This is a genomic window from bacterium (assembly GCA_036504735.1).
Classification (GTDB): domain Bacteria; phylum Electryoneota; class RPQS01; order RPQS01; family RPQS01; genus DASXUQ01.
On record DASXUQ010000005.1, the window covers coordinates 695062 to 720761 of the forward strand.

General features: G+C 59.0%; 19 protein-coding genes. 9 read left to right on the top strand and 10 right to left on the bottom strand.

Annotated features, from left to right (window positions below; translation table 11 throughout):
- Positions 1-64: 64 nt before the first annotated feature.
- From VGL38_04725 to VGL38_04745, 5 genes are read right to left on the bottom strand one after another with little or no spacing between them, the layout of a single operon-like run.
- A complete protein-coding gene (locus VGL38_04725; protein HEY3294716.1) occupies positions 65-3202 on the bottom strand; it encodes a T9SS type A sorting domain-containing protein in 3138 nt (1045 codons plus the stop codon).
- Positions 3203-3250: 48 nt separating this feature from the next.
- On the bottom strand, positions 3251-6055 hold the full coding sequence (locus tag VGL38_04730) for a S8 family peptidase (protein ID HEY3294717.1): 2805 nt from the start codon (positions 6053-6055) through the stop codon (positions 3251-3253).
- On the bottom strand, positions 6052-7194 hold the full coding sequence (locus VGL38_04735) for a pyridoxal phosphate-dependent aminotransferase (GenBank protein ID HEY3294718.1): 1143 nt from the start codon (positions 7192-7194) through the stop codon (positions 6052-6054). Before VGL38_04735 ends, VGL38_04730 begins: the two co-directional genes overlap by 4 nt.
- Positions 7191-7922, bottom strand: a complete 732-nt coding sequence (locus tag VGL38_04740) for a hypothetical protein (protein ID HEY3294719.1) — start codon at positions 7920-7922, stop codon at positions 7191-7193. Before VGL38_04740 ends, VGL38_04735 begins: the two co-directional genes overlap by 4 nt.
- Before the next feature lie 11 nt (positions 7923-7933).
- On the bottom strand, positions 7934-8908 hold the full coding sequence (locus tag VGL38_04745; GenBank protein HEY3294720.1) for a T9SS type A sorting domain-containing protein: 975 nt from the start codon (positions 8906-8908) through the stop codon (positions 7934-7936).
- Between the two features lie 412 nt (positions 8909-9320).
- Here VGL38_04745 and VGL38_04750 point away from each other — a divergent pair, with 412 nt between their 5' ends.
- The 9 genes from VGL38_04750 to yihA all read left to right on the top strand — a co-directional run bounded on the left by VGL38_04750 (position 9321) and on the right by yihA (position 21138).
- Entirely contained in the window at positions 9321-9872 is a 552-nt protein-coding gene (locus tag VGL38_04750) for an HAD hydrolase family protein (GenBank protein HEY3294721.1), read from the top strand.
- Positions 9859-10863 (top strand): KpsF/GutQ family sugar-phosphate isomerase, encoded by a 1005-nt coding sequence (locus VGL38_04755; protein HEY3294722.1) that lies wholly within the window; start codon positions 9859-9861, stop codon positions 10861-10863. The genes VGL38_04750 and VGL38_04755 overlap by 14 nt, the downstream gene beginning before the upstream one ends.
- Positions 10860-11459 carry an LPS export ABC transporter periplasmic protein LptC gene (gene lptC / locus VGL38_04760; GenBank protein HEY3294723.1) on the top strand — a complete coding sequence of 200 codons (600 nt, stop codon included), beginning with the start codon at positions 10860-10862 and terminating at the stop codon, positions 11457-11459. Before VGL38_04755 ends, lptC begins: the two co-directional genes overlap by 4 nt.
- Entirely contained in the window at positions 11456-12562 is a 1107-nt protein-coding gene (locus VGL38_04765; GenBank protein HEY3294724.1) for an OstA-like protein, read from the top strand. The genes lptC and VGL38_04765 overlap by 4 nt, the downstream gene beginning before the upstream one ends.
- A gap of 35 nt (positions 12563-12597) precedes the next feature.
- Positions 12598-15198 carry a hypothetical protein gene (locus tag VGL38_04770; GenBank protein ID HEY3294725.1) on the top strand — a complete coding sequence of 867 codons (2601 nt, stop codon included), beginning with the start codon at positions 12598-12600 and terminating at the stop codon, positions 15196-15198.
- A 68-nt stretch (positions 15199-15266) separates the two neighbouring features.
- A complete protein-coding gene (gene lptB, locus VGL38_04775) occupies positions 15267-15986 on the top strand; it encodes an LPS export ABC transporter ATP-binding protein (protein ID HEY3294726.1) in 720 nt (239 codons plus the stop codon).
- Positions 15987-16204: 218 nt separating this feature from the next.
- On the top strand, positions 16205-17692 hold the full coding sequence (gene rpoN, locus VGL38_04780; GenBank protein ID HEY3294727.1) for an RNA polymerase factor sigma-54: 1488 nt from the start codon (positions 16205-16207) through the stop codon (positions 17690-17692).
- Between the two features lie 339 nt (positions 17693-18031).
- Positions 18032-20431 (top strand): endopeptidase La, encoded by a 2400-nt coding sequence (gene lon, locus VGL38_04785; protein HEY3294728.1) that lies wholly within the window; start codon positions 18032-18034, stop codon positions 20429-20431.
- Between the two features lie 104 nt (positions 20432-20535).
- The gene (gene yihA, locus VGL38_04790) at positions 20536-21138 is read left to right on the top strand and encodes a ribosome biogenesis GTP-binding protein YihA/YsxC (GenBank protein HEY3294729.1); all 603 of its coding nucleotides are present in this window, start codon (positions 20536-20538) and stop codon (positions 21136-21138) included.
- Positions 21139-21271: 133 nt separating this feature from the next.
- Here yihA and VGL38_04795 read toward each other — a convergent pair whose 3' ends face one another.
- The 5 genes from VGL38_04795 to pdxS form a co-directional block, all read right to left on the bottom strand.
- The gene (locus VGL38_04795; GenBank protein ID HEY3294730.1) at positions 21272-22327 is read right to left on the bottom strand and encodes a hypothetical protein; all 1056 of its coding nucleotides are present in this window, start codon (positions 22325-22327) and stop codon (positions 21272-21274) included.
- Positions 22328-22379: 52 nt separating this feature from the next.
- Entirely contained in the window at positions 22380-23450 is a 1071-nt protein-coding gene (locus VGL38_04800) for a hypothetical protein (GenBank protein HEY3294731.1), read from the bottom strand.
- A complete protein-coding gene (locus VGL38_04805) occupies positions 23447-24115 on the bottom strand; it encodes an MtnX-like HAD-IB family phosphatase (GenBank protein ID HEY3294732.1) in 669 nt (222 codons plus the stop codon). The genes VGL38_04800 and VGL38_04805 overlap by 4 nt, the downstream gene beginning before the upstream one ends.
- Positions 24112-24690 carry a pyridoxal 5'-phosphate synthase glutaminase subunit PdxT gene (pdxT, locus tag VGL38_04810; GenBank protein HEY3294733.1) on the bottom strand — a complete coding sequence of 193 codons (579 nt, stop codon included), beginning with the start codon at positions 24688-24690 and terminating at the stop codon, positions 24112-24114. The genes VGL38_04805 and pdxT overlap by 4 nt, the downstream gene beginning before the upstream one ends.
- 121 nt (positions 24691-24811) lie before the next feature.
- Entirely contained in the window at positions 24812-25699 is an 888-nt protein-coding gene (gene pdxS / locus VGL38_04815; protein ID HEY3294734.1) for a pyridoxal 5'-phosphate synthase lyase subunit PdxS, read from the bottom strand.
- Position 25700 lies beyond the last annotated feature (1 nt).

The following is a 25700-nucleotide window of genomic DNA, read 5'->3' on the forward strand; positions in this document are numbered from 1 at the left end:
CCAAACGCGTAAGCCGCCGTGTTCATCACACGGCGGCTTTGCTATGGAAAGGAAGCGGTAACGGTCAGCGGATCAGCAGCAGCTTCTTCGCCTTGGTGTAGTTGGTCCCGGCTTTCATCCGGTACCAGTAAACTCCCGACGGCATCAGCACACCCGTATCATTGCGGCTGTCCCATGTGGCGTGGTATTCCGCCGGAGCCAGATGTCCCTTCACCAGCGTGCGTACCTGCCGCCCTAAAAGGTCATAGATGATAATCCGCACATCGGCGGTCGCAGGCACGATGTACGTAAAGTTCGCATCCTGATTGAACGGATTCGGGAACGCGTCGCCGATCTCAAAACGGGTCGGCGGAATACGCGGAACACCATCCGTCTCTTGCGTCAAATTCACGCGGTCGAAATTGATGGACTCTGCCGACAAACGGTACGTGTAGTGTCGCCCCGGCGTGAGTCCGCGATCCACGTAGCGATAGACCGAGGCCGTCGCTTCCGTGCCGCGTCCTTCCAGTTCGGGGTGGTTCCGCCAGTTGGCGACCACCGCAAAGGAATCTTCATTCTCCGCCCTGCGCAGCAGCAGAAAACCCGCATTCGCCGTTTCCGAAGCAACCCCCCACTGAATCCGCAACGCGCCGAACAGCGTATCCTGTGCCGTAGAGAAGCTGGTAAGGTTGACCGCCAGCGGAACGTCGCGCGTACCGATCGGCCAGTGATCCGCCAGCACCGGGTCGCTGCCGCAGTCGATGTATGATGATTCCGTAATCGACAGAAAAACCGTGTGCCCCGGATTCGCGTTGGGACCGTGATAGAGCGACACGAAGAAGCTGGTCGGCGATGTGCTGATCGGAACCGTAAAGCCCTCAAACACCATGTCCTCGCCATTCCACGTGCCTAAGCTGTCCAGTGAGACATCTTCTCCCTCCGAGAACACGGTATCCACGCTGGAGAACAGCCGGATCTCATTGGCTGCCGCATCCGAAGGCAGAATGCTGCCCTGCACCGAAAATCGCAGACGACGCAGCACACTGGAACCGCCGAGCGACTTCAAATCCAGCCGGAACACCACGTGCCTCATCATATTGGGGATGACACTCCCCGCGCCAAGCGAACCGCCTGACGCGAACACCGCCGTACCGCTGGGATAGATCAATTGATTGACATCCACCCGCGCCGCCGGATTGTTCAAGGTATCGCTGTAGAGAACCGAAAGCCGGTAGAGACCTCGTTCCACCAGTGAAAGTCCGCCCTCCACCCGCTCCACTCCGGGAGTGGCATCCAGCGACGCCGGCTGCAGCACAATCATCTTTTCACCCAGCGAGTCATTGCTCAGGTAAAGCGTGTGCGGCGACCCCGGATCCAAAGTTCCACCGGTCTGAGTCAACACCAGTCGCAGACTTCCGGGAAACGATTCCTCCGGCTGGAAGAATCGAACCGGCATGCTGATCTGGTACAGCGTATCGCCATCCACAGGCGAGTGAATCTGCGCCGGCTGCGTGTGATTATCGAAGGTGGTAAAGGCCAGCGGAGACACCGCCACGGGATTGCCGAGCGAATCACGGTAGGCCACGCGTACCCGGTACCGCAGGCTGTCGACCAGTGTGTTGTTCTGATCGGCGGTGCCGCCCCCGGTCACACTGTCCACCAGGCTCGAAAAGCTTAAGCCCGTCGCGTTCAACGTCAGGGCCATGTGGCCCGGAGCCTCCGTATGCAAATAGACATTATGCGGTGAGCCCGGATCGCCTCCCGCATTGGCCTGAAGGATCATATAGACGCTTCCCGGCCACGGAGTCTCGGGCAGGTAATACTCCAAACGCATCGTGGCGTTGGTCGCATAGTTGACCGGCGGCGCCGGTGATGGCGGCGGCGGCGCGGGATACACCATGCGCGGCGGAATGGTGGTCTGGTCCCGTGGCCATACGTAGCCGTCGTTCGTCACGGATACATTATCGTTGTTCAGAGAATCCCCGTACGTCAGCGTGACCTTATAGATGCACTGCGGCACCAGCCGGTCGTTCAGGCCGATATTGCTCTCCACCACCATCGGGTTGTTGGTGCCGATATTCTGTCCTTCAAGATGGAAGTTGACCAGGCCCGGACCGTAGTACCCCGGAGCCATCCGCAAAATGTGAATGGTGTCCGCGACCGCGGAAAGGTTGGTGTCAGGCTCAAACGTCAGCCATAGCGAATCGGCGCCCTCCGGCAGACTGTAGACCACATAGACCGTCGAATCGTAGGGATCCGCAGGCTGATAGCCGATGCGCGGCTCGTAAAGGGACGGCGTCTCCGTCCGCAAATCCGTATGGATATAACTTACCGTAGCCCGGGCGATGGGATTGTGGTTAATATCGCGGTAACTGAGTACAAACTGGTAGGTCGCCCCACTGGAGAGCGAATCCCCGCCCAGCAGAGTGTCCAGTGTCGTACGGTCAAACAGGTGGTAGGCATCCAGCGGAAGCGTCTTTGCCGCGCCCGCCGAATCATTGTGGATGTACAGAAAATGTGCTTCCTGGAATGGCTCCATCCGGGAGATGACCAGTGACAACGCGCCGAGGGCCGAATCCGCAGGCTCGGGCTGATTGTACACGAAGTTGAAACGGCGGCCAATGGTCATGCCGGAATCCAGAGACAGGATGTGCGGCGGCAGAGTCACATTGTCGCGGAAGCGCAGATAGGTCGTATGCAACGCATCGACACTGTTCCGCACCGCCGGAACACCGTCCACACCGAACTGGCTGTCCCGCAGTTCACTTAAGAAGGGATGCCCGGAAGTATCCGACCAATAGACCGCCAGTTCCACCTGAAGCGAGCGCACATAGGGGTCCGTGACCTCAGGCAGCAGCGTGGCAAATTCCACCGTATGCGGCACCGAGATGGTATCAAAGACCATCCGCTGCGGATCCACCAGGCCATAGAGGACACCGATGGGTTCCCGCCCCGGAATCGTGTCGGGGTGCAGATAAACGCGGATCATCTGCAACGAGTCCCGCTCCAGACCGACGCCCGCTATCGGGTATTCCGGTCCGGCAATGTATGAGGCAATAACATACAGCGAATCCCCGTTGAAAACGATACTATCCCGCACGCCCGGACTGCCGGACAAACCGATTCCCTGAACTTCCGGCAATTGCGCAAACGCGTTCGGCGCAACAACCGCCAGCAACAACCCGAGGAGCATCATGCCGCGTAGCTGTGAGAAACGTTTCATAGGATGATATCCGTAAGGATTCAAGGGATCATGGCTTCGCACGTCGTTCTATCTCAGGATCAGCAACTTGCCGTCCACACGCCCGGACTGGGATTCAATACGGTAAAACAGGACTCCGCTGGCATTGTCGAGCATCCCGCGGTCCAGAGCAATCGGATTGGGACCGCCGCGCAAACCATGCAGGTCCGCCACCACCTGTCCCAGCACATTGTACAGACGCAGATTCACCGGCTGAGCGTCCGGCACCAGCAGGTGAAGCGGCTCTCCCTGCGGCAATGGATTGGGGAACAACCGGGGCTTTTCGGCAACCATCTGCGGCGCGGTTGGCGGAACTGGCGGCAAAACGTGCTGACCGTACCGCGCCCGGGCCGAATCCGCCTGCAACCGCAAATCCTCGATAGTCTGTCCCGTCAGCATCGCATAAGCAAACGTTCGCGTCTCGTGGCTGGTCATGGTCAGCGGTCCAATTGCCAGGGCCAGGCTCAAATCCATCGGCTGGGTGGGCGTCGGTTGGACTCCCTGCGTCAGGATATGCCACTTGGCGCTGTCGCCCCATGTTGGAGGATCGATCTGCGCGCGATTGTCGATCACATACAGCGTTCCCAAAGTGTCCGTGAGCGGCACGATGCCCGCCAGCGGATGCGATGGCCGGATCTGTTCGACGTACGTGATCCCCGACGCCGTATCATAATGAGCCACATTGGTTATCGCCGACGCCAGATCGATGTCGAGAAAGAGGGAGGCGTAGGCCTGATTCCACGTATTCACCGAGCGGTTGGTCACCGTGTATTCGAGCACCAGTGAACCGTTGGCACCCGGGCTGTTCCATCCAAGGACTGACGCGCCCACCTGCGCAAACAACGGCTCGGCGGCCGCACGGTCATCAAAGGTTGTCCGCGCTTCATAATCGGCGCGGGTCGATGAAACCGCATGCGCCACGCTGTCCGGCAAGACGGCCCAGTCGAAATAATCGGGCAGGCTGTCTACCGCATGGTTGTTGTAAAAATTGTCCGACGCCGCGCCATCGGCGGCCATCACAAAACTGCCGTGATACAGCGCATTGGTGTGATCGGAAATCTGCCAGCCGGGGCCAAGATACTGGTTGCGCACATAATCGAAATATCCAAGGGACCCGTTTTCGGCAAAGCCCAGCTTCAACCGGCCATTATCGGCAACAACAAACGTCGAATCCAAAATGACCGTCGCCGTGCCTCGTCCAATCAGGCGCTGGCCGGATTCGAAATCCACCGTGATCGGAATAATCGGACCGCGCCGCGCCGTACCAATGACCTGAATTCGCAGCGGTGTCGTGTTGACAAACGGCCCACCGTGCGGCACATTGCCAAAATCTACGATGGTGCCGGTCAGAGAGACGCTGTCACTGGTGGTGGAGACCCGGCCAATCACATTTCCGGCACTGCCCAGATCATTGAAAATAGAAATCTGCAAATTGGCGGTTTCCCCGCCCTGAATGTGGGTATCGTTGTTGCCGTCGTTCGGAGTGTAGGTCACATTGACCAGCCGCACTCCGGCCACCGAGTCGGAAAGAGCCCGCCAGGCATTGATCCGCCCCAATCCAAGCTTCCCCGCCAGAGTCGGATTCATCGCATCAATCGGATCCGATGACAAGATAACCCGTTCCATAATCTGCCGGCCATCCAGATTCCGAAAACGGCTGGCCACCAGAGCACAGGTCGCCGCAGCCATCGGTGTGGCCATGCTGGTACCCTGAAAGTAGTCATACGCCGCCTCGCCGTTCGGGCCAATCACTGTCGACAGGATCATCACACCCGGCGCGGTCACTTTCACCCAGTCGCCATGCGTGGTAAAATCCGCCGCTATGTCGCCGATCTGACTCGCCGCCGTTGCCAGTACCCCTTCGGTTCCCGCCGGAAACTCCCGGGATAGCGCAGGATCGTTCCCTGCCGCGGCCACCACCACGCAACCGTGGGACATCACGTAAGCCAGCACATCCTGTTCGAAGCCGGACGCATCCGACCCGCCCCAGGAGCAATTGATAATTTTCGCCCCGCTTCGGCAGGCGTAGTAGATGCCGTCGTATCCGAAGTTGATACCGCCGCCCGCCCCCGCGCGTACCCCCATCACCTTGCAGCCGGGAGCCAGTCCCGAAATGCCGATGCCGTTATTCCGAGTCGCCGCCGCAATCCCCGCGACATGGGTGCCGTGAGTCTCCGGTCCCAGCCGTGGGTTCGGAGTCGGGTCTCCGTCCCCGTCTACAAAATCGTATCCGTAAAGGTCGTCGATGTACCCATTGCCGTCATCATCCACTCCCGGCTGGCCATGGACCTCCGCCCAATTCACCCAGCGTTGCGCCGCCAGATCCGGATGGGTGAAATCCACCCCCACATCCACCACCGCAATCACCACATTGGTGTCGCCCCGTGTGATATTCCACGCCGCTTCGGCGTCCACCGCGGGCAGTGCCCATTGCTGAGTATAGAAGGGATCGTTCGGCACACCGTCCAGCGCGTTTCCTCCGCGCCGCGCCGCCGTGTAATCATCGGTATGACGCTCGGGCCGCAGTTCGGCATAGTCAACGCGCGGATCTCCCTGCAAACCGGCGACAATCTCCTCTGCCGCCTGCCGCGATGTGGCCACAAGCACACTCACCCGCTCCAGCCCCTGCTCGGTGCGCTCCGTAATGGGCAGCGCGGCACGAACGCTCTCGGTGCGGCCTGCAAACTCCGGCATAGCCGTCAGAGCATCCAGCCGGGACGGCGGCGTCCGCCACTTGATAACCACTTCACGCGCCGCTCGTTCAATCGAGGCCGGAACGGCGGCAAAAGCCGATGCCGCAATCAGGAGGCAGCCAATCCACCACAATCGGATCATACTCGCTCCTTGATCATGCTCCTCAGCCGTGATAAGCCTTCCCTGACTTCCTCCACCGGCCCGCCAAAGCTCACTCGCACCGTGCCCGGGCATTCAAAGAAACTTCCGGGAAATACCACCGTCTTCTTTTGGGCCTGAAGTTCGCGCGAGAATTCCAGATCATCGGTTCCCGCCGGCAGTTCCACCAGAGCGGAAATCCCCGCCGGCGGCATTACACAACTCACCTCGGGAGTTGCCGCCACAAAGTCCTCGAACAGGTCTCGTCCTGCGGTAGCCTTGGCAACCCCGGCAAGCATTGTTTCCACAGCCGCAGGGCTCTTCAACACGCGGTACGCCAGATCTTCGGTCATATGCGGCTGGTTGACTCCGAGCAGATTATTCAACCGGTAAGCGCGGTGCACGATGTCCGCCGGGCCAATTCCCCACCCCACTCGCAATGCATCGAGCCCCCAGGATTTGCCGAGGCTGTTCAGAGAAATCGCTCCGCGCGAGTACCCGTGCGTCCGGTGATCACGCCGCAGCATCGCCAGAAAAACTTCGTCGATCACCACCACCGCGCCCACTTCCGCCGCAATCGAGACCATTGTCGCCACCGCATCCATGTCCAGTGACGCGTGGGTCGGGTTGTGCAGATTGGTCAGCATCACCAGCCGCGTGTGCTCGTCAATCAGTTTCCGCAAGTCCGCCGGATCGGGCTGATAGCCCTTCTCCCTGCGGCGCGGCAGCCGCACGACGCGGTCCGCCCAGACCTGTATCGAACGCAGAATCGGCTGGTACAGCGGTGTCTCCACAATCGCCGTGCCGCCATCAGCCAATACCGAGCCCGCCATCAGAAAATTGCACTGACTGGCCCCCTGCGCAATCAGCACATTCTCCGCACCCGTGCCATACATCTCCGCGATAACAGCCTTCAGTCCTTCATGGCCCCACTCATTGTGGCCGTAAAGGTCAGGCACATACGGCCCGCCCGGCCAATCGGAAACGCTGGTAATCGACGGCACGCCGCTGCGCGCCAGATTGAAATGGCCCTCGGTAGTGTAACCGGTCTTCGCCCATTCCATCAGTTCGGTGGGCTGCCATTTCAGAAATCGCGGTTCCATAGGGCGGCGGAAAACAGGGTCGTGGATCACGGTGCTCATCGGTCGTTCTCCGGCAAGTGGGCTGTGACGGCAAAAAAACTTGTATAGACGTCTCGAACGGACTCTTCGACGCAGAAGTCCAGCCGTGCCTTAAGCAGCCGGATTCCCGCTCCGAATACCACCACCAGCAGTGCTCCCATTACCAGATGCACCGCTTCATAATCTAAGAATCCCGTCACCGGAATAATGATCCCGAACTGCGGCAGCAGCAGCAGCACCAGATGCTTGGCGGCAATCAGCGCGCTGGTAATCAGCCCGATGCGGGCGGCAATCAAGATTCCCCGAAACAGATGGCCGAAAGCTGCCAGGGCTTCGATCCGTTTTGCCGCGTTGTGCTGCGTGACGTAATCTTGGCATAACCGATACAGTTCCGGCCCTGTTGCCGCCGCGCCGAACAGCCGCTGGGCGCGCGCCATCACGTCCCGTTTGAACTCTGCCGAGAAACTTCGGTCGTTGCCCGCCAGAAGCTGGGCAGCAGCCTGGCTCTCCGTGCCATGCCGAGCCTCCCCCGGAAACAGACCGCTGAAGAGCTGCACAAAGATCCCCGCCACGTAGGCGGCCAGCAGCCACATCACCAGCGAAACTACGCCGGTTCCAAGGGTCAGCAGGTTGATGATCAATCCTGCAAACCCGTCGAGGAACCACAGAGTCAGTGCCACCAGAATCGCGCCCGGAATCACATGGGCAGCAATATCCTTGGCAGAGAGCGGGGCAGATCCGAAATACATACCTTTGAAAGCTATTTTTCCAACAGAATCCTTTGTGTCCGCGAGTGGCCTTGAGCCTCAAGGCGCACAAAGTACATTCCTGAACTCCAATCCTGCCCGTTCAGGGACAGCCGGTGTGTTCCTGCACTGAACACCCTGCCGGCCAGTTCCGCGCGCTCCCGCCCCAGAATATCCAGCACCGTCACCTTCACCGCCTGCGGACGCGACAAATCAAAAGAAATCGTCGTCTGCGGATTAAAGGGATTCGGATACGCCGGGTACAGCGCAAAACTCTCGGGCTTGTCTCCGGGGGCGAGCACCGAGATTCCCGCCGAGGGAATACTCACAATCGCCCGAATCAAAAAGTCTACTCCCCTGAACCCTGTCTGCATCAGTTCGAAGTGCCCGTTGTAGAATTCGCTGGAGTAGATCGACCCCGTATTGCCGTCTGCCAGAATCGCCAGCGTGTCGCCACTCCCGCCCCGGATCGCGGTGTATCCCACATGGAACCACTCACCTGCCGTCAGGCTCACCGGAGTTGCCGTAAGGTCCACCATGACAAATTGCGCCGGCACATTTCGCCATACGGAATCCACATCGAACACGGATGCCGAATACTGGCTGAAGCTCAGGGTATCGCTTGCCAGTTCCGCATTTAAGTTCGGAAAAGAATCCGCGCCCGATGCCCACACCTTAGTCACAAGGGCCGGGCTGCCTGTTGTCAAAGACCGGAATCCGCGCGTCCCGAAGGCCATCATCACGCCCACAAGGCTGCAATTCTCGGGAGCCCGGAAGCGCTGATTGCGCAGATCATCGCCATAAACATCGGGGAATTTGAAGGGGTACACCACCGTCCCATTGTCCAGTTGCAGCACAAGCAGGCTGTCATCCAGTGCATTTCGACCTCCCGGAGCACGGCCAAAACCGCCATCCTGCGCCCACGCCGCCCAAACGGACAGCGATAACGCAAAAGCGATAGCAAATGCCTTAAAAAATAAACCTCTCACGGCCTCTTTCCCCTGCTGCGGTTGACCTTCCTCAGAATTAAAAGGTAACCTCCAGACCCCACAAAGTCAAGACAAAACTTACGCTTGGATTTCCGTTAGGATCTGTGCATTTCATAGAGCCGGCGTAAGCCCTGCCCGCGCAGGCCTCATTACGCTTTGCAGCTGAAGAGGTGTGCTTCCCCTGAAGCTGTCAAAGACCTGAAACAAACCGGTCAATTCTCCGGTACACATCACAGCCAAGAGCTAAAAGGATACACTATACGGGGTTAGATAAGCGACTCCGAATGCAAATGGACGGTGTTTTCTCTTGACAATGCAGCGCTAAAGCCTTATCTTTATGATTAACAAGCAAAAACTGTACCCTTCCCTCCTGAGTAAGTGAGGTTTGGGTACGCCGATTCTTGGCGCTGGAATGACCATAGACGAACTTTCTGCCGATGTCCGGGCTCGCCTGGCAAACGTGCGCATGCTGCTGCTCGATGTGGATGGCGTCCTTACCGATGGCCACCTTCACATCGACGATCACGGCGTGGAATCCAAAGCCTTCTACACCCGCGACGGCTTTGCTCTCGTGTGGCTGAAGCAATACGGCCTGGTCACCGGCGCAATTTCGGGGCGAAAGTCTCCGGCAACGGAAATGCGCTGCCGCGATTTGCATTTCGATGAGATCCACATGGGAGATGTCCACAAACTCCCGGTTCTGAACGATATTATCACCCGGACCGGCATTCCCGCCGAGGCCATCGCCTATATCGGCGACGATGTGCTCGATCTGCCCATCATGCGGAAAGTCGGAGTCTCTGCCGCGCCTTCGGACTCCCACACCGAAGTCCTGCGCCGCGTCGACATTATTCTGGACCGTCCCGGCGGCTCCGGCGCCGTTCGGTGCTTTCTGGATCTGTGGCTGATGGCAACCGGACGCTGGGAGTCCGCCTTAGAGGATATTTTTCGTGGAAATTTCTAACGGCGTTCAAACCCAGAGCGCCCGTACGGAAAGTCTGGCTGTAGCCCGACGCCTGCTGCGCATCGAAGCCGAATCGGTCAAGGCTCTGGAAACCCGGATTGACGACACCTTTTTGCGTGCTATCGATCTGCTCGCCGGAATCACTGGACGCGTGTTCATTACCGGCATGGGCAAGTCAGGGCACATCGGGCGCAAGATCTCAGCCACGCTGGCCAGTACCGGCACACCCTCCGACTTCCTCCACCCCACCGAGGCCGCCCACGGTGATCTGGGCATGGTCACCCGTGCCGATGCAGTCCTGCTGCTCTCCAAAAGCGGCGAGACGGCGGAAATCCTCAGCCTGATTCCCTACTTCAAATTGTTGAATGTGCCGGTCATTGGCCTGCTGGGCAACCTCCACAGTTCCCTCGGCGAAAAGTGTGACGTCTGTCTCGACTGCTCCGTCGTCGAAGAAGGCTGTCCCCTCGATCTGGCTCCCACGGCCTCCACCACCGCCACGCTGGCAATGGGTGACGCCATTGCCGTGGCCCTGCTTACCGAGAAGAAATTCCGCCCCGAAGATTTTGCTTTCTTGCATCCCGGCGGCGCGCTGGGCCGCAGGCTACTGATGAAAGTCGAGCAGGTGATGCACGCCGGCGAAGAGGCTCCCCGCGTCTCGCCTGACGCTCCCATGCGCGAAGTGATTCTCGAAATGACACGCAAGCGCCTCGGCGCGGCGTGTGTGGTGGATGCCGAAGGCCGTCTCGAAGCGATCTTCACCGATGGCGACTTGCGGCGGACCCTCGAACGCGGCATGGACTTTACCGCCATGACCGCCACGCAGGTGGCTGTGCACCATCCCAAGACCATCGAACCGGGTGCCCTTGTCACACGGGCCATCAATCTGATGGAGACCTACAATATTCTGGTGCTCCCGGTGGTCGACAGCGATGGCAAATTGCTGGGCATTGTGCATCTCCACGATTTGCTCAAGTCGGGGATTGGCCGGTGAGCTACTCACGCACCGTCCTTGCCGCCGCTTGTCTGCTCTTTCTTGCAGGCTGTACCAAAATCAGTGCGCCACCCACAGGAGATCCGGCCAAGACGGAAGCTCCGCAGCAGGAATTCTACGGCGCAACCATTACCTTTTATCAGGGCGACAAACCCAACGGCATTCTGCAGGCGGGCCGCATCCGCAAATTCGAAAAATCGGCGACAATTCTCCTCGACAGCGGTGTGGTGATGGACGTCTACAATGAGCAGGGCCAGCACACCACCAAACTCTGGGCCGACTCCGCCCGCACCGATGAAAACCGCAAAGATATGATCGCCATGGGGCATGTGATCGCCAAGTCCGACAGCGGCGAGACATTGCTGAGCGATCAACTGCGCTGGGACAACCGCACCCGCCACATCCGCTCGGATACGCAAGTCAAGCTGATGACCAAAACCGATACCATCAACGGCGTAGGCTTCGACTCGGACGAGCATCTGAAGAACTGGCGCATCCTCCAGCCCACGGGGCGCACTTTCCGCGACCTGTCCAAGGCTGTGCCGCGCGACACCACCCAGCGCGATACCACGTCGCGCGAGGATTCGCTGCGATGATCCGGCGACTGCTCCTTGCCATGCTTTGCTTCGCCGCGCTCCTCGGCGCCGGTCTGGCGTCCGGGGCCGCCGAACGGACGCCGATTGTTCTCAATCGTGCGCGCACTCTGGTGTCTTCCGAGGAGAACGGCAAACGCAAGCAGGAACTGCAAGGGGACGTGGAGATCACCAAGGACAGCCTGATCGTCACCTGCCAGAATGCCGAGTATTATCCCGATTCCGGGATCGTCATTTTCCGCGATGATGTCGTCTTCAAGACTCCCCACCGGATCCTCATGGCCGATCAGGTCATTTACAATGAGAATACGGAAGAGGTCCACGCCTCCAACCGCGTGCGCGTCTATCAGGGTGACACCTTATCCGCCACATCCCGCACAGCCGACTACTTCGACCGGCTGAAGGCCGGATACCTCTATGATGAGGTGAACATGCGCGAGGACAATCGCCGCGTGCTGCTCACCGGCCAAAAGGGATTCGGGGACAACGACCGCAAGTACGGCTGGGTTACGGGAAATCCCGTCGCCACCGAGCGCGACAGCACCATGAAAATTATCAGTCAGGTGCATGGCGACACCATCGAGTATTTCGGCGATACCAAGCTGATGCGCGTCCGCGGCAAAGTCCGCGTCGACCGTGATAGCCTTGTCGCCACCGGCACCGCGCTGGATTACTTCACCCAGGAGCACTACGCCGTTCTGGTAGGCGGGCCGGAAGCCATGCGCAGCAATGACCATGTCAAGGGCGATACCATCCGTCTCTATTTCGAAAAGGAGAAGGAGGCGCTGGACAGCGTCGAGGTCTCCGGCCACGCGCTGGTCACCAGCCCTGCCGACAGCACCTCTCCTGAGCCTCTGAACCGGATGGAGGGCAAGCACATGACGCTCTACCTCGACAAGGGGGCGATCTCCAAAGTGCTTGTGCAGGGAACAGCCGTCGCCACCTACTATGTGCGTGAGAAGGCCGAGAAGCGCGGCATGAACATCACCTCCGGTGACCGCTTGTGGGTCTTTTTCGAAGACCGCAAAATCGCCCGCATCCGGGTCGAAGGCGGCACCGAAGGCCAGTACACGCCCCAACGGCTTGTCAGCAAGCCGGCGTCGTAAGTTGGATATTATAGCTAACCCGTTGCGAGGATCGCTTGACCGCAAAGAACATTAAGGCGCAACCGCAGTCCAAAAACGCTGCAACCCACGCCACCGCTCCGGCGCGGAGCACCAGCCTCAAAACCTGGCAGGCCGATCTCATCGCCTGCGCGGTGATCTATCTGGCTGTCTTCATCTTCTTCTACCAGATCCCTCTGCAAGGGAAAACGTTCTCGCGCGGTGATGATACCGAGGCGGCAGCCTCCACAACCACCTTTGCCAAGCAGGAAGCACAAACTCACGGTTATCCGCTGTGGTGCCCCTACATCTTCGGCGGCTTCCCCGGCATGGCCGCGGGCGCCTATGGCAGCTATGAGTTCATGGGCGGCCCCTACGCCTTCGCCTACCGTTATCTCAATCCCCGCTACTGGGTGGACGTGCTGACCATTGACGGGCTGTTCCTCGGCAAGTCTGCGGATCCGCAAACCCGTTTTGATCCCTACTATCTGAACCCGAGCTGGTATGTGGCGCTCATGTTTTACGGCGGACTGCTCACCTTCCTGCTCATGCGGCGGCTGGGGTTAAGCACGCTGATTTCCCTGATGGGCGGACTGCTGATGGCGTGGAACCCCTACCTGATTTCTCTTGCCACGGCGGCTCATGGCGGCAAGTTGCTGACGTTCATTTATATGCCGCTGATCATTCTGGCCGCCTGGAACGTCTTCGAGAAACGCCGATTGTTCGATCTGGCGATTCTCGCACTGGCTTTCGGCTGGCAGATCGCCATCGGCGGCCATACACAGATTCTCTTCTACAGCATGGTCACGGTAGCCATTCTGTATGTCGTCTGGGCCATTTTCGAGTGGCGCGAAACCAAATCGCCGCTCGTGCTCAAACCGGCGGCCTTTGTTGCCATTGCCCTGTTGCTCGGCTTTGCCGTCGGCGCGCTCTGGTACATCCCGCTCCTGAAATACACCGGCTTCTCGATTCGCGGCATGGGCCCGGCCATTGCTCAGGCCGGCGGTGCCACGGGCTACTCCATTGCCGAAGCCACCGGCTGGTCCTTCTCGCCCGGCGAGTTGATTACCTTCATCGTGCCGTCCTGGTTCGGTCTCTCTTCGCGCTATCTCTGGAACGGTCCGCAGGGCGCGATGATGATCCCCGCGTACTGGGGGGACATGCCCTTTACCTCGTCGAGCTTCTACTTCGGCGTGGTGCCGTTCTTCTTCGCCATCCTCGCCTTCTTCGGCAAGAAGGACCGCCTGTTCTGGGGTCTGGTCGCGCTGTCCGGCTTTTCCATTCTGCTCTCGTTCGGTTCGCACTTCCAGAGCTTCTATTCGCTCTTCTTTAACTATCTGCCGTTCTTCAATAAATTCCGCACGCCGTCGCTCATCCTCCTGCTGGTGGTGCTCTCCGGCATCGTGCTGGCGGGCTACGGTCTCCGCTTTGTGCTAAACATGCCGCGCACCGACAAGTGGAAGAAAGCCTTCCTCGTCGGCATGTGCGTCTGCGCCGGCATTCTGGTCATTGCACTGGTCAGCGGCAATACTCTGGAAGGTCTGTTCGGGTCGTTTGAGCGCCCCGGGGAGCCCGCTCAATACGGCGCACAGACCATGCAGATGCTCCGTGACATCCGTTTCGAAATTCTTCGCAACAGTCTTGCCATGTCCATGCTGTGGCTGGGTCTTGCCTTCGCCGCCTGCTGGGCATTGGTCACGGAGCGAATCAAGTTTACGGCCAACTCTTTTGTGGTGGTAATCCTGGCCATCACGGCGATTGACATGTTCTTCTTCTCCAAAAAGTTCTTTGAACCGCAATCGTCCACGACCACGCTCGAGACCCTTCAGCCTACCCGCGTGGTAGACATGCTGAAGCAGGACAAGAGCATCTTCCGCGTCATGCCCATCGGCAATTTGTCGCAGGACAATCGCTGGGCCGCGTGGGAAGTCGCCTCGCTGGGCGGCTACCACGGCGCCAAAATGCGCGGCTATCAGGATCTGGCGGAGAACGTGTTCTACAATGGCGCGGACCGCCGCATGCCCCTGAATATCCCCTTCTTCTCGGCGATGAACTGCAAGTACTTCCTCGTCGAGGGACCGCTGCCTCCGGTCGCCGGACTCGAACCCATGCTGGGTGATTCCGCCGCCAAACAATATCTCTACCGCAATCGCAACGCGCTCGACCGCGTCTACTTCGCGGATTCCGTGCAGGTCATTTCCGACCGCGTCGCCACCGTCAAGCGCATCGCCGATCCCGCCTTCCCGTGGGGCAGAATGGCCATCACCGACAAGTCGCTGCCCGGTCCTGTTGGAATGGACAGCGCCCGCAGCGCCCGCGTCACGGACTATACTCCCGATGACGTGAAGATCTCCGCCCGCACGTCGGCTCCGTCGCTTCTGGTGCTGTCCGATGCCTATTATGCTCCGGGCTGGACAGCCTTCGACAACAACAAAGAAACGCCCATCTACATGGTCAACGGCTTCGTGCGCGGCATTTACCTGCAACCGGGTGACCATAGCATCGAATATCGCTACACCGGCAAGTATGAGCACCGCGGCATGGCGGTCGCCACCGTCTCGCACTTCCTCGTCTGGGGTCTGGTGATCGGCGCGTTCCTCTATGAGCGCAAGCGCCGCAACGTGAGGACGGACGCGTGATCGTGCAGCCCGCACCGACTCCTCCGTCCACTGACGGCCCGGCTCCCGTGGCCTATAAGCCGCACACGCTGATCGCGGAGAACCTGGTCAAGTATTATGGCCGCCGCAAGGTGGTGGATGACGTCACGCTTCGCCTCAGCACCGGTGAGACCGTCGGACTGCTCGGCCCCAACGGCGCGGGCAAGACCACCTCGTTCTATATGGTGGTTGGATTGATTAAGCCCAATGCCGGCCGCATCCGGATCAATGACAAGGTCATCACTCATTTGCCCATGTACCGCCGTGCGCGGCTGGGCATCAGCTACCTTGCGCAGGAACCCTCTGTCTTCCGCAAGCTGACCGTCGAGCAGAATCTGAAATGTGTGCTCGAATTCACGCCGCTCAATGGCCGCCAGCGCCGCGAACGCATGGAGCAGCTCCTCGAGGAGTTCCGTCTCACCCACGTGCGCAAGAACAGGGGCTACCGCCTCTCCGGCGGCGAGCGCCGCCGTGTGGAAATCGCCCGCTCCCTGATCACCGAACCCAAATTCATGCTGCTCGATGAGCCCTTTGCCGGCATTGACCCGATTGCCGTCAATGATATTCAGGAAATCGTGCGCGGACTGCGCTCCCGGGGCATCGGCGTGCTCATTACCGACCATAATGTCCATGAGACTCTGGCCATCACGGACCGCTCCTATCTGATTTACAGCGGGCACCTCCTCAAGGAGGGCAGCGCCGAATTCCTTGCCAGCGATGAAGAAGCCCGCAGAATTTATCTGGGAGAGTCGTTCCGACTTGACAGGTAACGCGGAATCTCCTATCTTTGACACAACACTCTTTATAGCACTGCCGCTCAAGTTTGACGCGACACTGCCGATAACACGTGTGGTACCCCTCTGATCCTTGTTAGGGTTGCGCCCCGGCAATCTGCTTTCCCGCCGCCGGACATCAAACCCCAGATGTGTTTACTTTCCCCGTTTAACGGATAAATTAGAAAACCTCGAGCCCCTCGAGGAGAGCACGTATGCACCAACTTCGACAAGAGCTACGACAAAAGCTCGAACAATACCTCCAGCCCCAGCAGATTCTTCGCAGCGAATTGATTCAATTACCGCTGCTGGAACTCGAACTCCGCGTTCGCACGGAGTTGCAGGAGAACCCGTTCCTCGAGGAACTGCCCGAGGACGAAGCTATTGTCGAAAAGGAACATGCGGAGATCGAGACCGAACAGGCCGCGGCCTCCTTCGAAACCACCGGTGAGCAGGCCGAGCGCGAAACCGCCGCCGCCAAGCCGGAAGAGCCCATGACGGCCACCAAGACCGAAGATGAGGTGGATTGGGAAAACTACCTGGACGACGAGGAGACTCTGGTCTTCGCCGCCAACAAGTTTATGCCCGATGAACTCATCGAGACGCCGCGTCCGTTTATCCCTTCTCTGGCCGAGCATCTCGAAGAGCAGCTTCACATGCAGCGCCTCACCGACGAGGAGCTGCGCATCGGCCAGTACATCATCGGCTCGGTCAACAAGGACGGCTACCTCAACTATCCCATCGAAGAGATTGCCCGCGAACTGAACGTCGATGTGCCGATGGCCGACAAGGTGCTCCGCTGTGTGCAGCAGCTCGATCCTCCCGGCATTGCCGCCCGCAATCTGCAGGAGTGTCTGGCCATTCAGTTGCGCCAGAGCGAGACTCCCGACAAGGCGCGGCTCCCGTTGCGGATGATTACCGAAACCTATGAAGATTTCCTTAACAAGCGTTTCGAAGTCGTCGCCCGCAAGCTCGGTGTGGCCCTTGAAGAGGTCAAAGCCGCCTTCGGTGAGATCCGCAAGCTGAATCCCAAACCGGGTGAAGGCTACTTCGATGAAAAGCAGAACTACATCGTCCCCGATCTGGTGGTGCAGCGTGTGGGTGACGGCGATCTGGCCGAATATGTCGTCTATCTGAATGACGGCAATATCCCCAGCTTCCACATCAACAGCGCCTACAAGGAAATGTTCCTCGCGGGCAACACTGACAAGAAGGTCAAGGACTTCGTCACCCGCAAGCTCGAAAGCGCGCGCTGGTTTGTCAATGCCATTCATCAGCGGCAGACCACCATTCTGCGCACCATGCGCGCCATCGTCAAGCGGCAGGAAGGCTTCTTCCGCCACGGCAAGGACCATCTCAAGCCGATGATCCTGCAGGATATCGCCGAAGAGATCGGGATGGACATTTCCACCATCTCCCGCGTGACCTCCGGCAAGTATGTGCAGACCGAATGGGGCGTGTTCGAACTCAAGTATTTCTTCTCCGAGCGCATGGAGACGTCCGAGGGCGAAGAGATCTCCACCAAGGTGATCAAATCCCGCCTGCAGGAGATCATCGACAACGAAGACAAGTCCGATCCCCTCTCCGATCAGGCCATTGCCGAAATGCTCGCCAAAGAGGGCTACCCCATCGCCCGCCGCACCGTCCAAAAATACCGCGAGCAACTGAGCATCCCCGTCAAAAGACTGCGCCGCGAAATCTGACCTCAACGTTGTCCCGCGCGCCCATAGAACGCACAAAGGCGAACCCTAATCCGGTTCGCCTTTCTCGTAGATCTACCCCCACCCACGGGTTCAAAAGGATTTCGCATTCGGTCGTGCTGTCGCATCCAAGGCGCATTCACACCATGCCACACCATCGGTATTCGGCACAACATGCTAATAATCAATACCCCGCACCCAAAATTCTCGCATATGCCCAGCCTTCACACGGAGTAAGCCCTCAAATTGCCTTTCGGGCGGCTCTCTCTGGCGGCGTACCCTCGAAATTTGTATATTGATGGGCTTACCTTTCCCTTCATACATTAACCCTGCACAGTTTTTATGACCATGCTTAATCCTGCCGACCGACCGAACCTCTACCCTGTTCTCCCGCTGCGTGACGTGGTGGTTTTCCCCTCCATGATCTTCCCGCTGCTGATCGGCAGACCGGGAACGCTCGCCGCCGTGGAACGCGCCATGCTTGGCGACCGCAAATTGTTGTTGCTGGCCCAGCGCGATTCCAATCAGGAAGACCCCACCGTGCAGGATCTGTATCAGGTCGGCGTCATTGCCAGTGTGCTGCAAACCCTCAAGCTTCCCAACGGCCTTATCAAGGTGCTGGTGGAAGGTCTCGAACGCGCCACCGCCCTGAGTTTTACGCAAGACAGCAACAACTCCTTCGATGCCGAAGCCGCCACGCTGATCATCACCGGCGCTGACTCTCTGGAGACCCGCGCTCACATGAAAGTCGGTGCGCGGCGCTTCCGCGAATATGTCAGCCTCAACCGCCAGCTTCCCGATGAAGTGCTGATCACCCTCTCCAATCTGACCGAACCCGAGCGCACCGCCGACTTCATGATGGCCCATCTGCCGCTGCCCCTGCCCAAAAAGCAGGAAGCTCTCGAACAGGACAGCCTGCTCGAGCAGTTCAAGCTCATCAATGGCACTCTCGAACAGGAAATCGAAATTCTGAAAATCGAGCGCACCGTCGAAGGTCAAGTCCGGGAAAAGATCAGCCGCTCGCAGCGCACCTACTACCTGCAGGAGCAGCTCCGCGTCATCAAGAAGGAACTCGGTGAAGATGGCGACGAGGATTTCACGGATGTTATCGCCTACAAAAAGCGCATCAAAAAAGCCAAGATGCCCAAGGCGGTGAAAGACCGCGCCGAAGAGGAAGTGGACAAGCTCAAGGGCATGGCCATGATGTCCCCCGAAGCATCGGTCATCAAAAACTATCTCGACTGGCTCTGCGCCATGCCGTGGGCCACTATTACCAAGGATAATCTCGATCTCGATGCCGCCGAACGCGTGCTTGAAGAAGACCATTTCGGCCTGCGCAAACCTAAAGAGCGCATTCTCGAGCACCTCGCAGTGCTCGCCCGCGTCGATAAAATCAAGGGTCCAATTCTCTGCCTCGTCGGCCCTCCCGGCGTTGGCAAGACGTCTCTGGCTCGCTCCATTGCCCGCGCCATGAATCGCAATTTCGTTCGCCTGAGTTTAGGCGGCGTACGCGACGAAGCCGAGATCCGCGGACACCGCCGCACCTACATCGGTTCTATGCCGGGCCGCATCATTCAATCCATGAAGCGCGCCGGATCGATGAATCCCGTCTTCCTGCTCGATGAGGTCGACAAGATGGCGTCCGATTTCCGTGGCGATCCCGCGGCGGCGCTGCTCGAAGTTCTCGACCCCGAACAGAACGGCACCTTCTCCGACCACTATCTTGAAGTGGATTTCGATCTCTCGCAGATCCTCTTCATCACCACCGCCAACATGCGGCACGAGATTCCGCTGCCGTTGCAGGACCGCATGGAAGTGATCGAGATCCACGGCTATTTGCGCTATGAGAAGCTGGAGATCGCCAAGCACTTCCTGATTCCCAAGCAGCTTAAGGAACACGGCATCAAGCCCGGAGAATTGCAGCTCACCGACGACACGATCTATGCGATGATCGACGTCTACACCCGTGAGTCCGGCGTGCGCGAACTGGAGCGCACCATCGCGCGCATCTGCCGCAAGGTGGCCCGCGAAACCGTCAATGCCCGTGGCCGCGAGACCGTCATTTTGCCCGATATGCTCGAAAAATACATTGGCATTCCGCCCTTCAAAGAGAGCATGATCGAGCAGGGAGAGCGCGTCGGTACCGCCATCGGCCTCGCCTGGACCTCGCTCGGCGGCGACATTCTGAATATTCAGGCCAGCATGATGAAGGGCAAAGGCACGCTGCTGCTGACGGGCCGGCTCGGCGATGTGATGAAAGAATCGGCGCAGGCTGCGATCTCTTTCCTGCGCGCTCATGGGCGCCCCTGGGGTGTGCCCGATGAATTCCTTAAGGGCCACGATGTGCACATTCACATTCCCGAAGGCGGCACTCCCAAGGACGGGCCTTCTGCGGGAATCACTCTGGCCACGGCGCTGCTCTCGGCTCTGACAGGCCGCGCGGTTCCGGCGGATATCGCCATGACCGGCGAGATCACTCTGCGCGGCCACGTGCTGCCCATCGGCGGTCTCGCCGAAAAGATCATGGCGGCAAGGCGCGCGGGCATCAAAAAGGTCTTCGTTCCCGAAACCAATCGCGTCGACTGGTTCGATCTTGATGAGGACCTGCGTTCGGATATCGCCGTGGTCTTCGTCGATCATGTCGAGCAGGTGTGGGTGGAAGTCTTCCCTCCCTCGCAGTCCCCGCCTTCCAAACGCGATTCCGCCCGCGCCGCTCGCTCCACCGCGCAGCGCCCCTTATAGAATGACCTGACCAAAGAGGCCGGCATCACGCCGCCTCTTTTCATCTCCGGGCGCATCCCGGGTTGGCCTCTTGGCATCTTATTTCATCCTTCACCACTGATTTCATGCCCTTTTTTAAGATTCCCGAAGGCGAGTACCTGCTCTCCGCGCCCAACATTCAGGCGGCGCCCAAGCGTCCCTTGCCCGAGATCGCCTTTGCCGGACGCAGCAATGTGGGCAAGTCCTCGCTCATCAATTCGCTGCTGAACCGCAAAAGCCTCGCCCTCACCTCGCGCACTCCCGGCAAGACGCGGATGCTCAACTACTATCTGATTGGCCGTGGCCTCTGCTACTTTGTGGATCTGCCCGGCTATGGTTACGCGCGTGTCTCCGGCAATCTGAAGGAGCAGTGGGGACAGTTTATTGAAGACTATCTGCGCGAATCTTCGCGCCTGATTATCGTGGTCCTGATTCTCGACATCCGTCACGGCCTGACGCCCCTCGACCGCGAGATGGTCAGCGGCCTGCACACGCTGAACCGCCCGTGGATGGCCGTGCTCACCAAGCTCGACAAGCTCAATGCCCGCGAGAAACAGCAAGCCATGAAGACGCTCGAAGGCGAACTTATCTCCCTCGGCGCCCGCGCTGTCATCCCCTACTCTTCCCTGAACCACACGGGCCGTGATCCCCTCTGGCAGCACCTCACCGCCACCATCGAGAGAAAATGACGTAGTTGCACAGCTTGCTGTGCTTCTCTTCCTGATGATCGAATGAAAACAGAAGCGCGACCCCACAAAAGGTCGCGCTTCTCTCCCCGGTGCACCCCCGAAAGGGGGTTTCCGATTTCTAATCCTACATACTCTAATGCGTGTAAATCACCAACCCGGACAAATCATCCGTCGCATACAATCGTCCATTGTCCACACACACCGAGGTTGGGTGCGTCAGCGGCAGCAGTTGCACCTTTTCGGGATGACGCGGGTCGCGGATATCCACTATATAGATACCGTCATAGCCGTCCACGATGCACGCCCAGTTGCCGTCAATCGCCACTCCGCGCATGCGGTTCGAATTGGGAATGGTGTACTGCGAAATTATCTGCGGGTGCGCCGCATCCTGCACGTTCATGATCACCATCTCAAAATCGCACGCCACCACCAGCAAACTGTCTTGGTACCAGGCACAATCAAAGGCCGAACCGGGGACTATTTGAATGGAGCGCACTGCACCTGTGGAATCGTCGACAAAGTGAACACCGGTTTCCTCGACCGCGACCGCCCATAAATGGTTCCTCTTGCTGTGGGAAAACCCTTGCCCGCGGTCGCTCCCGGTCCAACCGGATGAGGGCAAATGAATCGAATCAGCTTGGAATGTGAAATTGCAGAAATTTGGATCCCACGCCGATGTGTCCGAATCCCGGCACGTCTGTCCGCCATCCAGCACTCTGCTGTGTGACGTAAACCAGTATGTGATGGTGTTTGGTTCGGATTCCATACATAGTCCGTAGACGGGTCCCTGTATGCTTATAGCCGGACCTGGTCCGCCGGTCATGTAATCAATCGACGTCGCACCCGAGTAGCGGGGTTCCGTCAACCAGCAGACCACATGATGTTGCGCATCGATTGCAATCTTTGAAGCACCTGCCGTCGGATTATAATAGTGCTGCAACGTGTCGTGGAACACCTGCGTGATATTCCCGAGATCGCGCACATCATAGACTACTGCGCCGTAAGAACTCGCGGCAACGCCTGCGTAACCATCCTGTACCGATACATCTTTTGCTTCACCCGGAATGCTGACGGTCATCGCCCAACGGTACGGCTGAGGCGGCACGTCGGGATTGTTCGGGCTATCGCACCCGACAAACGTCACAGCAAATAACGCCAGAAGAAGGATTCCACTCAAAATTGGTTTCATCGCGCCGGATTCCGCTCTCTTTGGATGACTGAACATGTTTGCTCCTGATCGCCTAACGCGTGAACACCGACAAACGCCCAACCTGCTCCGTCGTATAAATCCGTCCCGCATCTGCCCAAACAGAGGTCGGTGAATCGAGTTTCATAAGCTGCACATAAGCAGGGGTGCGCGGATTCGTGATATCCACCACATAGATCCCATCGTAACCATCCATCACGCAGGCGTAGCCACCGTCAATGGCGACACCGCGCATCCGGTCGGATGTGGGAATCGTCAGCCGTCCAATCGTCTCAGGATGAGCCGCATCACGTGCGTTCATTACGACCATCTCGAAGTCACCCGCGACGATCAGCAAGCTGTCACGGTACCACTTGCAATCGTAAGCCGCACCGGCAAATGGCAGTGCAGACATCTGCGTTCCTACCGAGTCGAGAAAGATAACTCCCGCCTCCTCGGTTGCTAAAGCACTGATCCCGTCTGTCGCTCTGCGATCCACGCCTTGAGGCGCATTGGTGCTGCCGAACGATGTCGTCGGGATTCCATACGTAAAGTCCGCTGATCCTGTGGGGACCCACTGTGATGTATCGCTATCACGCTGCATACGGTAGCCAACGAAACTTCCACCGCTTGTGCCGCGCCCTTCCCCCCCGAGAAACAAAACATTGTTCCGCTGGCTGACAATACCTGTGGCAAGAAAAGCACCGAAACTGATGCTGCTGGGAAGCGCTTCAGCGACGTACGAATGGTGCAGATAATCGTATGCAGGATTGGAGCCGACTCCTCCCACAACGGGGTTCGATGCGAAGGCCACCAGATGATTGAGCGTGTCCAACATCGCTCGATTCATAACCGTGAAGGCACTGGTGCCGGGGAAGCGGGCAACCGTGTCAATGTGCGCCAGATCGCGCACGTTGAGCACCACGCCGCCGTACGCTCCGACGGCCACCGCCGCGAGATCCCCCGAAGCTACCACATGCTTGGCCGCAGCGGAAAAGGAATACGTCGCCGCCAGATGATAAGGCTGCGGCTGCGATTCGGGCGAGTTCGGGCTGTCGCACCCGCCAAAGATCACCATCGCGGCCACGAAGGTAAGGAGGAGCATCCCTCCCAAAATCCGTTTCATCGTCGAAGATCCTGCTCTGTTTGGATTATGTTGCCGAGCGCGTGCTCGATGTCGTAAAATGTTTCGTAGGGGATAAAGGGCCGGCCGGATTTCAGGCACTCCCGCGCCAGATTTCCGGTGGCAAAGAGGATATCGGCATGTTGTGCCGGACAGAGATCGGTGTAACCGTCACCGATGTAGACGAGCTTTTTTCCGGCGGCGCGCTCGGCCAGCACATAAGAACACTTGCAATGGCTGCAATGCTCCGCGTGCCGCTTACCATCCCACAGCACCGCCTTCCAGCGTCTGCCGTCAATCTGCGCCGTGTGGGATATAACCGGCACATCCGGCACTCCCGCCCGCGCCAGCAGCGTTTCTATCAAGGGCCGCAGTCCGCCGGAAAGAATCATGAACGGCAGATTATTCCGCCGGCAAAAAGCGATGAACTCCGCAAACCCGTCGCGGATAATCACTCCCTTATCCATCGCCGCGCAGGCGTCTTCCCACGTCACGTTCAGCAAACCGATCTGCCGGGGAAAGGCTTCCCGTTCCGTCAGCCGCCCGCTCCACACGGCATCGTCCAGTTCCTTCCACTCCGGCGGCGCGTATCGTTGCAGCAGAAAATCGCAGGCGTCCGGAATCGAAATCGTGCCGTCAAAATCACAGCAGATGGAATAGTCCGTCATGGCCGCAGCGACAAAAAGAACCGGTGCAGCCGCAAATCCCCCGTCAACTCCGGATGAAACGACGACGCCATGAAATGCCCTTGCCGCACCGCCACGGGATCACTGCCCAGCCAGGCCAGCGGCTCGACATTCTCCCCCATTCGCGTAATGCGCGGTGCGCGAATGAACACACCGTGCAGCGGAGTCTGCGCATCTTCCACGTTGCCGGATAGCTTCAGGTCCGATTCGAAGGAATGCACCTGCCGCCCGTAACCGTTGCGCTGAATATCCAGGTCAAGGAACCCGAGGGGCTTCACACGCGGATCACTCGCGTCCTTGGAAAGCATAATCATTCCCGCGCACGTGCCCCACACCGGATGCGTCTCGCAGAAGGTGTGCAGCCGTTCCAGCAATTCGGGAAGCAGCAGCAACGTCAGCGTCGTGCTCTCCCCGCCGGGAATAATCAGTCCGGACAGCCCGTCCAAATCTTCCGCCGTGCGCACTTCCCGCGCTTCGGCGCCCGCGGCTTCCAGCGCGCGCTTGTGCTTTTCGAAATCCCCTTGCAGGGCCAGAACACCAATCCGACGTGCCATTATCTCACTAAAATACGTTTTCGTGGTTTGCCACCCGAACAACAATCTCGACGCCGGCAGGCATTCAGGTGCAGGGCTTAGCCCTGCCGCCGGGCAGGCGATTCAGGTGCAGGGGTTACCCCTGCTACCATCCCCGTGTGGACAGCAGTTCTTCTTCCTTCATGGTCCGCACGTCGAGACTCGGCATGGCCTGCAGCAGACCCGCCGACACGTCCACCAACTTCTTCGGATCGTTGTAGTACGTCGTCGCCAGCACAATCGCCCGGCCGCGCGCTTCGGGATCTTCACTCTTGAAAATGCCCGAGCCCACAAACACCGATTCCGCGCCAAGCTGCATCATCAGCGCCGCGTCCGCCGGCGTGGCAATGCCGCCCGCCGCAAAGTTCGGCACCGGCAGTTTGCCCAGTTCGCGCACCTGCACCAGCAGCTCGTAGGGAGCGCCGATCTCCTTGCCGTAGTGCACCAGCTCTTCGTCGCCCATCACCTGCACGCGCTTGATCGCCGACATGACCGTGCGCATGTGGCGAACGGCTTCCACGATGTTGCCCGTGCCCGCTTCGCCCTTGGTGCGGATCATTGCCGCGCCTTCGGCGATCCGCCGCAACGCTTCGCCCAGATCCCGGCAACCGCACACGAACGGCACCGTGAACTTGTGCTTGGCAATGTGAAAACTCTCGTCGGCGGGAGTCAGCACTTCGCTCTCATCGATGAAATCGACTTCCAGAGCTTCGAGAATCTGCGCCTCGACAAAATGTCCGATACGGCACTTGGCCATCACGGGAATGGACACGGCTTCCTGGATCTCGCGGATTTTCTTTACGTCGGACATGCGCGCGACCCCGCCGTCCCGGCGGATATCGGAAGGAACGCGTTCCAGAGCCATTACCGCCACGGCGCCCGCGTCTTCCGCGATCCGCGCCTGCTCGGCATCTGTCACGTCCATAATCACCCCGCCCTTGAGCATTTCCGCAAGTCCGACCTTGGCGGTGAAGGTTCCTGTTTCTTTCGTCATG

Coding starts and splice junctions, on each gene's coding strand:
- VGL38_04725 (HEY3294716.1), bottom strand. CDS start 3,202: ATGAAACGTTTCTCACAGCTACGCGGCATGATGCTCCTCGGGTTGTTG.
- VGL38_04730 (HEY3294717.1), bottom strand. CDS start 6,055: ATGATCCGATTGTGGTGGATTGGCTGCCTCCTGATTGCGGCATCGGCT.
- VGL38_04735 (HEY3294718.1), bottom strand. CDS start 7,194: ATGAGCACCGTGATCCACGACCCTGTTTTCCGCCGCCCTATGGAACCG.
- VGL38_04740 (HEY3294719.1), bottom strand. CDS start 7,922: ATGTATTTCGGATCTGCCCCGCTCTCTGCCAAGGATATTGCTGCCCAT.
- VGL38_04750 (HEY3294721.1), top strand. CDS start 9,321: ATGACCATAGACGAACTTTCTGCCGATGTCCGGGCTCGCCTGGCAAAC.
- VGL38_04765 (HEY3294724.1), top strand. CDS start 11,456: ATGATCCGGCGACTGCTCCTTGCCATGCTTTGCTTCGCCGCGCTCCTC.
- rpoN (HEY3294727.1), top strand. CDS start 16,205: ATGCACCAACTTCGACAAGAGCTACGACAAAAGCTCGAACAATACCTC.
- lon (HEY3294728.1), top strand. CDS start 18,032: ATGACCATGCTTAATCCTGCCGACCGACCGAACCTCTACCCTGTTCTC.
- yihA (HEY3294729.1), top strand. CDS start 20,536: ATGCCCTTTTTTAAGATTCCCGAAGGCGAGTACCTGCTCTCCGCGCCC.
- VGL38_04795 (HEY3294730.1), bottom strand. CDS start 22,327: ATGAAACCAATTTTGAGTGGAATCCTTCTTCTGGCGTTATTTGCTGTG.
- VGL38_04800 (HEY3294731.1), bottom strand. CDS start 23,450: ATGAAACGGATTTTGGGAGGGATGCTCCTCCTTACCTTCGTGGCCGCG.
- VGL38_04805 (HEY3294732.1), bottom strand. CDS start 24,115: ATGACGGACTATTCCATCTGCTGTGATTTTGACGGCACGATTTCGATT.
- pdxS (HEY3294734.1), bottom strand. CDS start 25,699: ATGACGAAAGAAACAGGAACCTTCACCGCCAAGGTCGGACTTGCGGAA.